The 12,959-nt window shown below is 76.5% G+C and carries 6 protein-coding genes; all 6 read left to right on the top strand.

The genetic code is table 11. The features are described 5' to 3' along the window. The first annotated feature begins 80 nt into the window (after positions 1 to 80). The 6 genes from SM450_RS26315 (at position 81) to SM450_RS26290 (ending at position 12,948) form a co-directional block, all read left to right on the top strand. Entirely contained in the window at positions 81 to 689 is a 609-nt protein-coding gene (locus SM450_RS26315) for a hypothetical protein (protein ID WP_474622462.1), read from the top strand. Further along, the gene (locus SM450_RS26310; RefSeq protein ID WP_474622461.1) at positions 686 to 2,029 is read left to right on the top strand and encodes an MGH1-like glycoside hydrolase domain-containing protein; all 1,344 of its coding nucleotides are present in this window, start codon (positions 686 to 688) and stop codon (positions 2,027 to 2,029) included. The genes SM450_RS26315 and SM450_RS26310 overlap by 4 nt, the downstream gene beginning before the upstream one ends. 114 nt (positions 2,030 to 2,143) lie before the next feature. Next, positions 2,144 to 2,539, top strand: coding sequence for a DUF2267 domain-containing protein (locus tag SM450_RS26305; protein WP_474622460.1), 396 nt, complete (start codon positions 2,144 to 2,146; stop codon positions 2,537 to 2,539). Between the two features lie 328 nt (positions 2,540 to 2,867). Beyond that, a complete protein-coding gene (locus tag SM450_RS26300) occupies positions 2,868 to 6,335 on the top strand; it encodes an AMP-binding protein (RefSeq protein ID WP_474622459.1) in 3,468 nt (1,155 codons plus the stop codon). Beyond that, the gene (locus SM450_RS26295) at positions 6,332 to 9,454 is read left to right on the top strand and encodes a thioesterase domain-containing protein (protein ID WP_474622458.1); all 3,123 of its coding nucleotides are present in this window, start codon (positions 6,332 to 6,334) and stop codon (positions 9,452 to 9,454) included. Before SM450_RS26300 ends, SM450_RS26295 begins: the two co-directional genes overlap by 4 nt. Continuing rightward, positions 9,451 to 12,948, top strand: coding sequence for an amino acid adenylation domain-containing protein (locus tag SM450_RS26290; protein WP_474622457.1), 3,498 nt, complete (start codon positions 9,451 to 9,453; stop codon positions 12,946 to 12,948). Before SM450_RS26295 ends, SM450_RS26290 begins: the two co-directional genes overlap by 4 nt. Positions 12,949 to 12,959: the final 11 nt, after the last annotated feature.

Raw genomic sequence — 12,959 nt, 5'->3', positions numbered from 1 at the left:
CCGTCGGTTCCTCGATGTAATTACATATGCCCATTTTTTATGGTTAGAATCGAGTCCGGCACTATCTTCGGAGCGACGCCATGGGCAACTGGGTTGTCTCCCTGGCCGGGCCCCGGCGCGTCCGCCTGGAGCCCGGCCCTCCGGACCGGCTCGGTCCGGGCCAGGTCCGCGTCCGCACCCGCTACTCCGGCATCTCCGCCGGCACCGAGCTGACCCTCTACCGGGGCAGCAACCCCCGCCTGCGCAAGGACTGGGACGCCGTCGCCCGGATGTTCGTGCCCCGGCAGGCCGGGCCCGCGCACCCGGTGGTCGGTTTCGGGTACGAGGAGGTCGGCGAGATCGTCGAGGTCGCACCCGACGTCGTCGATCGCCGGGTCGGCCAGCTCGTCTGGGGGCACCGCGGGGAAGCCGTGCTCCCCGCACCGGCGGCGCACCCGCTCGCCCCCGGCCTCGATCCGCTCGCCGCCGTCTTCGCGCGCCCCGGCGCCATCGCGCTCACCGTGGTGCTCGCCGGCGACCTCCACCTCGGCGACTGGGTGGGCGTCTTCGGCCAGGGCGTGATCGGGCTGCTCGGCACCCGGCTCGCGGTGCTCTCCGGCACCCGGGTGGTGGCCGTCGACACCGTGCCCGCGCGGCTGGCGCACGCCACCGGGCTGGGCGCCCGCCGGGTGTGGCGGGCCGCCGCGTGACCGGCAGCCTGGCCGCCGGGGTCCGGGCCGGCGCGGAACGCGACGCCCGGCTGCGCCGGCTCGCGCTCGCCACACTGGACGCCAACTGGGAACACGACCACACGGTCCCGTCCCGCACCCTCTATCCGCACCAGTGGAGCTGGGACTCGGCGTTCATCGCGGTCGGGCTGGCCCACGTACGCCCGGATCGGGCCTGGCGCGAGCTGCGGACACTGTTCGCCGCGCAGTGGGCCGACGGGCGGGTGCCGCACATCGTGTTCAACCCGGCGTTGCGCGTCGGCGCGTACTTCCCCGGGCCCGAGTTCTGGGCCTCGTCGGGTGCCGACGGCGCTCCGACGGTGGCCACCTCCGGCATCGTCCAACCGCCGGTGCACGCCCCGGCGGCCTGGCTGGTGCACCGCCGCGCGCCCTCCGAGGCGTCGGTGGCGGCGCTGCGCCGGCTCTATCCCCGGCTGGTCGCCCAGCAGCGCTACCTGACCGGGCGGCGGGACGTCGGCGGGGGCGGGCTTGCCGCGATCGTGCACCCGTGGGAGTCCGGCCTGGACAACAGCCCCGCCTGGGACGCCCCGCTGGCCGGGGTGCCGGCCGACGAGTCGGTGATGCGCGCGTACCGCCGGCACGACACCGCGTACGCCGACGCCGCGCACCGGCCCACCGACCTGGACTACGCGCGCTACGTCGCCCTGGTGGACAGCTACCGCGCCGGCCGTTACCGCGACGACCGGCTGCTCGGCCGGCATCCGTTCCTGGTGGAGTGCCCGCTTGTCAACGCCGCCCTCGGCGTCGCCGAGTACGCGCTGGCCCGGATCGCGACTGTGGTCGGCGCGGACCCGTGCCCGCACCGGGACCGGGCCGCCCGGATCACCGAGGCGCTTGTGACCCGCCTGTGGGACCCGGTCGCCGGCACGTTCCGCCCCCGCGACGTCCGCACCGACCGGCTCGTGCCGGCCCGTACCGTGCTCGGGCTGATGCCGCTGGCCCTGCCCGACCTGCCGGAGCCGCAGGTGCGGGCCGTGCTGGCCGAGGCGTGCTCGCCCCGGTTCGGCCTGGCCGCCCGGATGGACCGGCCGCTGCCCACGCACGACCGCACCGCGCCGGATTTCGATCCGTTGCGATACTGGCGCGGGCCGAGCTGGGTGAACACCTGCTGGCTGCTCTGGCAGGGGCTGCGGACCCACCGCCGGGCCGACCTGGCGGCCGGGCTGCGCGAGTCCCTGCTCGACCTGGTCGACGGCGCCGGCTGCCACGAGTACTTCCACCCGGACACCGGCGTCGGCCTCGGCTCACCGGCGTTCAGCTGGACCGCCGCGCTGGTGCTCGACGCGCTCGTCGAGGGCTGAGCGGCCGTGGCGTCACGCCGTCGGGGTGGCCGTTTGGTGGGGGTGGGCGCGGGTACTCGCCGGGGTCGGCGGGCGGCGGCGGGTCGGCGGTCGGGCGACGAGGGGAGGGGCGGCATGCGGTTTCCCATGTTCGTCGAGGCGGTGGCGCGTCGCGCGGAGCTTCCCGGCGACCAGGCCGCCACCATCTCCCGGGCGGTGTTGCAGACCCTCGCCGAGCGGACCACCGCCGACGAGTCGGCCGATCTGGCGGCCCAGCTCCCGGACGACGTCGGCGGCTACCTGACGACGCCCGAGCCGGCGGGGGCGACCGGCGCCATGGTGGACTTCCTCTTCCGGGTGGCCGACCGGGCGGCGGTGGATCCGGCGGTCGCCGAGGTGGGCGTCCGGGCGGTGCTGGCGACGCTTCGTGAGACGGTCACCGTGGGCGAGTTCCAGGATCTGGTGGCGCAGTTGCCCAAGGGGTTCGACGCGATGGTGGACCCGATTCCGCGCCCGCCGTACGATGTCTGAGCAGGCTCCCCGCGATCCGGGTCGAGCTGCGGGCATCGGGGCCGCCAGGTGAAGATTTCGCGGCCCGAAAGTATTTTCACCGTAAAATAACTCGCCAGTAGGTGCCTACGCTGAAAATCGTCTTCGCGCTAGAGGGATGATCGGACGGATTCCTCCGCCCGTGGTGCCAGGGGTCTTCCCCCCTTCGGCTCGACCCGCATCGATGCTCTTCCGGTCGAGGGGTCGGGCCATATTCTGCTTCCAACGTGAAGTCCTGGGGGGGAATCAATGATCACGTTCATTCCATGCTGCGTGCCCGCCGTCGGTGGAGAGCAATCCGTCTCCTGACATGGCAGAGACGACGATCATCAATCGTTTCGGCGCGGTCGCAGCGGTCCACGGTGACCGCCCGGCGCTTCTCGGCGAGACCCACGAGGTCGGTTACGCCGAGCTGGCCGAGGCGGCCGGTGGGTACGCGGCCGTGCTCGTCGCCGCCGGCTTCCGGCCCGGCGACCGGATCGCGCTGCTCACCGCGCACGGCGCGCCGACCGTCACCGCGTTGCTCGGCACGCTCGCCGCCGGATGCGCCTACGTGCCGCTGGACCCCGGCTTCCCGGTCGCGCGGCTGCGGCAGATGGTCGCCGCCGCCGAGGTGACCGCCGTGGCCTGCGCCGCCGAGCACCGCGAGCTGGCCCGGACGCTCGCCGGCGGACGCGCCGTGGTGCCGCTCGACGAGGTGCCGCCGGCCCCGCTGCGCCCCGTGCCGGTCGACCCGGACGCGCTCGCGTACGTGCTGTTCACCTCCGGCTCCACCGGCGTGCCCAAGGCCGTCGGGCAGACCCACCGCAACCTGGCCCACGTCGTCGACAACCAGATCGACGCGCTCGCTGTCGGCCCGGCCGACCGGCTCAGCCTGCTCGCCTCGTTCAGCTTCGACGCCGCCATCCCCGACCTCTACCCGGCGTTGCTCACCGGCGCCGCGGTCGTCCCGGTCGACCTGCGCCGGCAGGGCCTGGCGTACGCCGTCGAGCAGCTCGACCGGCACCGGACCACGGTGCTGCACTGCACGCCCACCGTCTACCGGTTCCTGCTCGACGCGCTCGGCGAGCGGCGGCTGCCCTCGGTGCGGGCGGTGCTGCTCGGCGGGGAACAGGCCACCTGGGCCGACGCGGCGCGTGGCCGGGACCGGTTCGCCCCGGACTGCTGGCTGGTCAACGGCTACGGGGCGACCGAGATGACGTTCGCCGCCCGACACGTGCTGACCCTGTCCGGAGTGGACCCCACCGCGACCGGGCCGCTGCCCGTCGGCGCGGCGTTACCCGGCTACCGGCTCGACCTCGCCGCCGGCACCGGGGAGATCGTGGTCCGCAGCCGACACCTCGCCCCCGGCTACCTCAACCACGACAGCGACCGCTTCGGCACGGACGCCGACGGGGTGCCCACGTACCGCACCGGCGACCTCGGCCGGTGGCTGCCCGGCGGCGAGCTGGTCTGCCTGGGCCGGCTCGACCGGCAGGTCAAGGTGCGCGGGCACCGGATCGAGCTGACCGAGATCGAGACCGTGCTCGCCGGCCGACCCGGCGTGGCCGGCGTCCGCGCCATCGTCCGCGACGGCGAGCTGCTGGCGTACGTCCGACCGGCCGGCGTCCGCCCCGACCCGGCCGCGTTGCGCGCGGCGCTGTCCGCCGCCCTGCCCGAGCACGCGGTGCCCCGCGCCGTGGTCGTGGTGGACGAGTTCCCGCTCACCGTCAGCGGCAAGGTCGACGAGCGGGCGCTGCCCGACCCGGTCGTCGAGGTGCCCGCCGACGCGGCGCCGGCCACCGACACCGAACGCGCCGTGCACGACATCTGGTGCGCGGTGCTCGGCCGCCCGGCGGTCGGCCGCACCGACGGCTTCTTCGACGTGGGCGGGCAGTCGCTGCTGTTGGGCCTGGTGCAGCAGCGGATCGCCGAGCGGTTCGGCGTACGCCTGCCGATGCTGCGCCTGTTCGACCACCCCACCGTCGCGGCCCAGGCGGCGCTGCTCGACGCCCCGCCGGACGCGGTCCGGGTCCCGGTGCTGCCCGCGCCCGCCGCGCCGGTCGGCGTCGCCCGCGCGCACACCGGCGACGAGATCGCCGTGGTCGGCCTCGCCGGCCGCTTCCCCGGCGCGCCGGACGTGGCGACGTTCTGGTGGAACCTGTGCGCCGGGGTGGACTCCGTCCACGACCACACCGACGAGGAGCTGGCCGCGCTCGGCATCGGGCCGGAGCTGCGCGCCGACCCCCGGCACGTCCGCGCCACCGGCCGGCTCGACGGGGTGACCGACTTCGACGCCGAGTTCTTCTCCTTCGGCGCCGACGAGGCCGCCCGCACCGACCCCCAGCACCGGCTCTTCCTGGAGACCGCGTGGGAGGCGATGGAGGACGCCGGGCACGACCCGCGCCGTTTCCCCGGGCCGGTCGGCGTCTACGCCGCCACCTCCGCCAACCGCTACTTCCTGTTCCACCTGATGGACAACCCGGCGGTGGTCGGCGACGTCGACCCGGACGACTGGGAGGCGCGGCTGCTCGGCCGGCAGTTCACCGACCACCTGCCCGGGCAGGTCGCCTACCGGCTCGGCCTGACCGGCCCGGCGGTGGCGGTGCAGAGCGCCTGCTCCAGCTCGCTCGTCGCGGTCTGCCTGGCCGCGCAGAGCCTCGCCGACTACCAGTGCGACCTCGCCCTGGCCGGCGGCGCCACCGTGACCTGGCCCCGGCACCGGGCCACCCCCGGCGGGCTCGCCTCGCCCGACGGCCGGTGCCGGGCCTTCGACGCCGCCGCCGACGGCTCCGGGTTCGGCTCCGGCGCGGGCGTGGTCGCGTTGCGCCGGCTCGCCGACGCGCAGGCCGACGGCGACCGGATCTACGCCATCCTGCCCGGTTGGGCGGTCACCAACGACGGCCCGGACCGGGCCGGTTTCGCCGTGCCCGGCCCGGCCGGGCAGGCCGCCGCCGTCGCGAACGCGCTCGCCACCGCCGAGGTCGACCCGGGCGAGGTCCGGCTCGTCGAGGCGCACGGCAGCGGCACCCCGCTCGGCGACGCCATCGAGGTGGCCGCGCTGCACGAGGTGTACGCCGGCGCTGCGCCCGCCGGCGCCTGCGCGCTGGGTTCGGTGAAGACGAACATCGGCCACCTCGACGCGGCGGCCGGCATCGCCGGGCTGATCAAGGCGGTGCTCGCCGTCCGGCACGGCATGATCCCCCCGAACCTGCACTTCACCCGCCCGCACCCGGAGATCGACCTGGCGGCCGGCCCGTTCTACGTGCCGACCAAGGCGCGGGACTGGCCCGACGGCGCCCGCCGGGTGGCCGGGGTGAGCGCGTTCGGCCTGGGCGGCACCAACGCCCACGTGGTGGTGGAGCAGCCACCGCCGATCGAGGCGGGCGACCCGCCCGGGGACGGGCCCTGGCTGCTGCCGGTCTCGGCGCGAACCCCGGCGGCGTTGCGGGCCGCGCTGGCCCGGCTGCGCAGCCACCTGGCCGGGACCGCGCCGCCGCTGCCCGAGGTGGCCGCCACGTTGGCACTGGGCCGGCGACCGTTCGCCCACCGGGCCGCGGTGGTCGCTCCCGACCTGCCCGCCGCGCTGTCCGCGCTTGACGTGCTGCTCGACACCGACGCCCGGATCGCCGGGGCGGCCGGGCCACTGCGTGAGCTGGCCGCCGACTGGGTCGCCGGGCGCGACGTCGACTGGGACGCCCTGCACCCCGAGGGCGCCGTCCGGCGTACCGGCCTGCCCACCTACCCGTTCCAGCGCCGGCGGCACTGGATCGACCCCGTGCAGAGAGGCCCGCGGTGAACTGGTTCGTCTCCACCGGAAGCCGCCCCGAGGCGCCGGTGCGGCTGTTCTGCCTGCCCTACGCCGGCGCGGGCGCCAGCGCGTTCCGGCACTGGCCGGAGGCGTTCGGTCCGGGCGTCGAGGTGCTGCCGGTGCAGCTTCCCGGCCGGGAGAACCGGATCATGGAGGACCCGCGCTTCACCGCCGCCAACGTGGCCGACGCCATCGCCTCCCGCGCCGACCGCCCGTACGCGATCTACGGTCACTCGATGGGCGGCCGTCTCGGCTTCGAGGTGGTCCGGGAACTGCGCCGCACCGGCCGGCCGCTGCCGCTGCGGCTCTACGTCGGCGGCGCCCGCGCCCCGCACGTCGCCGCGCCGGGCCTCTTCGACGGGCTGTCCCGCGTGGACGACGACGAGCTGCTGCGCCGCCTCCGCGACGGTGGTGGCCTCTCCGCCGAGCTGCTCGACCACGCGGAGCTTGTGGAGTTGCTGCTGCCGCTGCTGCGGGCCGACTTCGGCCGGGTCGACGACTACCGGCACGTTCCCGGCGAGCCGCTGCCGATGCCGATCGTCGCGTTCGCCGGCCGCGCGGACCGGGCGGTCACCCGCGCGCAGAACGCCGCCTGGGCCGAGCACACCGCGGCCGGGTTCACCCTGCACGAGCTGCCCGGCGGGCACTTCTTCCTGCACGACCGGCTCGCCGAGCTGGCCGCGCTGATCCGGGCCGACCTGACCGCCGTGCCCGGCACCCCCGACCCCCGCGCCGACGCGTCGGTCGCGGGTCCGGACCCGGTGCGCGCCGCCGGCCGCGGGACCGCCTGCGGTGCGCACCGGGTCCCCCTCGGCGACACCGGGTGGTCGGTGTGGCGCGATGCGATGCTGCGGACCACCGGTTTCCCCGCCGACGGCCTGGAGCTGCTGACCGCGCCCCGGGCCGCCGCCGCCGCCGACGAACTGCTCGACACCGGCGCCGGCGCGGACCGGTTCGACAAGGAGTTCGACGAGGCGGTCCGCGTCGGCGCCGAGCGGCTCAGCGCGCTGGCCGCCGATCCGCTGTTGCGTGAGGCCGTGATCTGGCAGAACCGGGGCGCCCTGGTGGCGCTGGACGGGCTGGTGCGCGGCGGGGCCGACGCGCCCCGCAACGTGCGGCGACGGGACCGGGAACGGGCGTTGCTCAAGTACTGGCAGCGTTACTGCGGTAAGAACGAGACGGTCGGCTTCTTCGGCCCGAGCTGTTGGGTCACCCTCGACCCCGACCGGACCGAGGTCGCCCGGGTCGACCCCGGCGACCGGCTCACCCGGCGGCGCTGGGTGTGGTTCGAGTCCTGGGCCCTGGCCGCGTACGCCGACCGGCTCGGCGCGGACCTGGCGGTCCGCCGCTCGTGGCCGCCGATGCTGCGGCCCCACCTGGCGATCCGGGACCGGACGGTGCTCCGGCCCGGCCGTCCGCCGCTGACGGTGACCCCGGTCGAGGCCGCGTTGCTGCGCGCCGCCGACGGCCGCCGCGCCGCCGTCGACCTGGTCGCCGACCCGGCGATCGGGCTGCGCCGGCCCGAGGACGGCTACACGCTGCTCGACCGGCTGGTGGAGCGGGAGCTGCTCACCTGGGACGCGGCGCTGCCGGTGAGCCCGGACGCCGAACGGGTGCTTGCCGAGCGGATCGCCGCGATCGGCGACGAGCCGGCCCGCGCCGCCGCCCGGTCCGGCTTCGACCGGCTGCGCGCCGCCCGCGACGCGGTGGCCGCGGCGGCCGGCGATCCGGAGCCGCTGCGCGCCGCGCTTGACCACCTCGATGCCACGTTCACCGAGCTGGCCGGGGTGCCGGCGGCGCGTCGTCCCGGCCAGATGTACGCCGGCCGCACCATCTGCTACGAGGACACCGCGCGGGACCTGGACGTGGTCTTCGGCGGCCCGCTGCTGGCCGAGCTGGCCGCCCCGCTCGACGTGCTGCTGCGGGCCGCCCGCTGGCTGGCCGACGCGCTTGCCGGTGCCTACCTGGAGGTGCTGCGCGGCCTGTACGACGAGCTGCGGGCCGAGTCCGGCGGGCCGGTGGCGCTTGCCGACCTGTGGTTCCTCGCCCAGGGCATGTTCTGGGGCGGTGGCGAACGGCCGGTGGACGCCGTCGCGACCGACTTCGCCGCCCGCTGGGCCGGGCTGTTCGGCCTGGACACGCTCCCCGCCGGGGCCACCGAGGTCCGGCTGCGCGCGGCCGACCTGGCCGGCCGGATCGACGGGGTCTTCCCCGGCGTGCGGCCGACCTGGTCCAACGCCGCCATGCACAGCCCCGACCTGCAGATCTGTGCCACCGACGCGGCGGCGCTTGGCCGCGGCGACTACACCGTGGTGCTGGGTGAGCTGCACGCCGCCTGGTCCTCGTTCGACTGTGCGGTCTTCACCCCGTCGCACCCCGAGGTCAAACGGCTGCGCGACGCGCTCGCCGCGGACCTGGGCGAACGGCGGGTCCGGCTGCTCTTCCCGGCCGACTGGCCGCGCCGCACCAGCCGCACCGCCGAGTCGCTGGCCGGGCCGACCGACAGGCAACTCGCCTTCCAGGACGCGCCGGGCGCGGACCCCTCCCGGGTGCTGCCCACCGTGGACCTCACCGTGGACGAGATCGACGGCGACCTGGTCGCCACCGCCTCCGACGGGCAGCGCTGGCCGCTCGCCGAGATCTTCGCCGAGGCGTTCAGCGCGCACGCGGTGGACGGCTTCAAGCTGGTCGCCGCCGCGCCCTACACGCCCCGGATCACTGTGGACCGCCTCGTGGTGGCCCGGCAGACCTGGCGCACCACGGTCGGGGAGAGTGGCCTGGCCACCGCCACCGGCGAGCGGAACCGGTTCCTCGCCGTCCGGGCCTGGCGCCGCCGGCTCGGTCTGCCCGAGCGGGTCTACGTCAAGCTCGGCACCGAGACCAAGCCCTGCTTCGTGGACTTGGCCGCGCCGGGGTTCGCCACCATGCTCTGCGCGCTGGTGCGGGCGGCCCGTGGCGACGGCGGCGACGGCGTCCCGCTCACGGTAAGCGAGATGTTGCCCGGCCCGGAGCACGCCTGGGTGCCCGACGGTGCCGGCCGCCGCTACTTCAGCGAGCTGCGCCTGCACATCACCGATCCGGCCGAGCACCTGGGAGCACAGCGGTGACCGACATCCTGACCGCCACCGCCACCTCCGGCGCGGACCTGCCCTGGCCGGACGCCACCCTCGCCGACCTCATCACCGCGCGGGCCGCCCTCGTGCCCGACGCGGTGGCGGTGCGCCAGTGGGACAACCGGCTCACCTACCGGGAACTCGTCGAGCGGGCAGCCGGGGTGGCCGCCGCGCTGCGCGCACACGGCGTCGGCCGGGGCGACCGGGTCGGAGTCTGCGGCGCGCGCACCCCGGACCTGGTGGTCACCGTGGTCGGCGTGCTGCTGGCCGGCGCCGCGTACGTGCCGCTGGAGCCGGGCGGCCCGCGGACCCGGCTGCGCGAGATCGCCCGCGACGCCGGGGTGCGGGTGGTGGCCGGCGACGCGGCGGCGGCCGAGTTCGGCGACGAACCGGGCGTGCGGACGCTCGACCGGACCGGCCCCGCGCCGCTGACGCCCTGCCCGGCCCGCCCCGGCGACCCGGCGTACGTGCTGTTCACCTCCGGCTCCACCGGCCGTCCCAAAGGGGTGCTCACCACCCACCGCAACGCGGTCGAGTTCGTCACCGGGGTGTCCGCGCTCACCGGCGCCGACGGCTCGATGCGCAGCCTCGGCATCGCCTCGCTCGGCTTCGACGCGGCCACCATGGACCTGTTCGTGCCGCTGACCCTCGGCGGCGCGGTGCAGCTTCTCGGCGCCGACGACCGGGCCGACCCGGCGCGGCTGGCCCGGTTCCTCGCCGCGCACGACGTGACCTGGGGGTTCGTCACCCCGACCGTGCTCGCGCTGCTCGACCCGGCCACCGCGCCGTCGTGGCGGGTGCTGCTCTGCGGCGGCGAGGCGGTCCCGGCCGAGCTGGTCGCCCGCTGGGCGCCGGGCCGGCGGTTCCTCAACGCCTACGGCCCGACCGAGACCACCGTGCTGGCGGTGAGCGGCGACCTCACCCCGGCCGACTCCGATCCGGTGCCGATCGGCCGGCCGCTGCCGAACCACCGCGCGTACGTGGTCGACGCCGGCCTGCGGCCGGTGTCGCCGGGGGAGACCGGTGAGCTGCTGATCGGCGGGCCGGGCCTGGCCGACGGCTACCTCGACCGGCCCGCGCTGACCGCCGAGCGGTTCGTGCCCGACCCGTTCGGCGACGCGCCGGGCGAGCGGCTCTACCGCACCGGTGACCTGGTCCGGCAGGCGCCTGATGGCCGGCTCGTCTACCTCGGCCGGGCCGACCGGCAGGTCAAGGTGCGCGGCCAGCGGATCGAACCCGGCGAGGTCGAGGCGGTGCTGGCCGCCCACCCCGGCGTCGAGCGGGCCGTGGTGGAGGCGGTGCCCGGCCCGGCCGGCACCGAACTTGTCGCGTTCCTCACCCCGGCCGGCGGGCCGGACCACGACACGCTGCGGGCGTACGCGCGGCAGCGCCTGACCGCCGCGATGCTGCCGGCCCGGACGGTGCGGTTGGCGGCGTTGCCGGTGAGCCCGACCACCGGCAAGCTGGACCGGCCGGCGCTGCGTGCGCTCGCGACCACCCCCGCCATCGTGGACGACACGCCCGAGGGCGACGATCCGGTGCGCGACGCGGTCCGGCGGCTCTGGACCCGGCTGCTCGGCTCCGCCCCCGCCCCGGACAGCGACTTCCTCGCCGCCGGCGGCAACTCCGTCGCCGCGATGCGCCTGGTCGCCGGGCTCCGCGCCGAGCTGGGCCGGCAGGTCGACACCCGGGTGCTGTTCACCGACCGCACCTTCGCCGCGCTCGTGGACCGGGTCCGCGCCGCCGACCCGGCCGACGGCGACGGGCTGACCACCGGCAACCCGCCCACGCTGTCCCCACCGCAGCGGCGGCTGTGGTTCACCGACCAGCTCACCGCGTCCAGCGCGCCCTACAACATCGCGGTCGCGCACCGGCTGCGCGGGCCGCTTGACGTCGCCGCGCTCGGCGTCGCGCTGCGCGCCGTCGCCGAGCGGCACGACGTGCTGCGCTGGCGCATCCCGCAGACCGGCGGCGTGCCGTACGCGGTCCGCGAGGAACCGACAGACGTGGCGGTCCCGGTGGTCGACCTGACCGCCGCCGCCGACCCGGACACCGAACTGGCCGGCATGCTCGCGGCCGGCGCCGGGCACGGGTTCGACCTGGCCACCGGCCCGGCCTGGCAGGTGACCGTCTACCGGCTCGCCGCCGCGGAGCACGTGCTCGCGATCACCGTGCACCACGCGGTCTTCGACGGCTGGTCCGAGGCGGTGCTCTACGACGAGCTGGCCGCCGCGTACGCCCGGGCGGTCGGCGGGCCGGCCCCGGGCCGGCCGCCGCTGGCCGCCACGTACGCCGACTACGCGGTGTGGCGCGCGGAACGCGACAGGCGTCGGGGCGAGGCGGACCTGGCCTGGTGGACCGGGCACCTGGCCGGCGCGCCGACCGTGCTGGAGCTGCCCCGCGACCGGCCCCGCCCGGCCGTGCAGACGTACGCCGGCGTGGAGGCCGCAGTCCGGCTCGACGCGGCGGCCGACCGGGCGGTCCGCGACCTGGCCGCCCGGCGCGGCGCCACTGTCGCCGCGGTGCTGCTGGCCGGCTTCGGTGAGCTGCTGCGCCGGCTCACCGGCGGCGACGACCACCTCCTCGGCGCCATCGTCGCCGACCGGCGGCTGGCCGCGTTCGACGAGGTGATCGGCTTCTTCATCGACACCGTGCCGGTGCGGGTGCGCGCCGGCGGCAGCTTCGCCGAGCAGGTCGACAGGTGCGCCGCCGAACTGCGCGAGGTCACCGACCACCCGGGCGCGCCGCTGGAACGGATCGTCGAGGCGCTCGGCGTCGGGCGGGACACCTCCCGCGCGCCGCTGGTGCAGGTGCTGTTCAACGTGCTCAACTTCAGCCCGCCCCGGCTGGCGCTGCCCGGCCTGACCGCCGAGCCGGTGCCGGTGCCGAAACCCGGGTCGCCGTTCGACCTGACCGTCTACGTGGTGCAGCGGGACGGGCGGGCCGGCGTCGAGGTGGTGCACAACCCGGACCTGTTCGACGCCGACCGGATCGCCGCGCTCCTGGCCGACCTGGTCGCCCTGGTCGGCGCGCTCGCCGCCGACCCGGACGCGCCGGCCGGCGAGGTGGCGCCCGAGCTGCCCCGCCCGGCGGTGCGGGTGGCGGCGCTCGGCGCGATGACCGTCGCCGCCGAGCCGGCCCGGGCGCCGCTGCCGGCCGGCCCGGGCACCCTCACCGGCACCGAGGCGCTGATCGCCGGCATCTGGCGGGACGTCCTCGGCCGGGACACCGTCGGCGTCGCGGACAACTTCTTCGACATCGGCGGCCACTCGATGGCGCTCGCCGCGGTGCACGCCCGGCTCGTCGAGGCCACCGGCCGTTCGATCACCATGCTCGACCTGTTCCGCCACCCGACCGTGCGCGCGTTCGCCGCCAGCCTCGACGGCGCCGCCGACCGGCCGGAGCTGGCACGCGCCGCGCTGCGCGCCGCCGCCCGGCGGGGCCGCGCCCGGCGTACCCCGCCGCCCCGCCGACCTCAGCAGCCGTGATGCCGCAACCC

Source organism: Micromonospora marincola (assembly GCF_056150385.1).
Note: the sequence above shows the minus strand (reverse complement) of the source record. Positions and strands in the feature narration are given on the sequence as shown.

What these genes read in the sequence shown, in the direction of transcription:
- SM450_RS26300 (WP_474622459.1), top strand. Translation starts at nt 2,868, where the DNA reads ATGGCAGAGACGACGATCATCAATCGTTTCGGCGCGGTCGCAGCGGTC.
- SM450_RS26305 (WP_474622460.1), top strand. Translation starts at nt 2,144, where the DNA reads ATGCGGTTTCCCATGTTCGTCGAGGCGGTGGCGCGTCGCGCGGAGCTT.
- SM450_RS26315 (WP_474622462.1), top strand. Translation starts at nt 81, where the DNA reads ATGGGCAACTGGGTTGTCTCCCTGGCCGGGCCCCGGCGCGTCCGCCTG.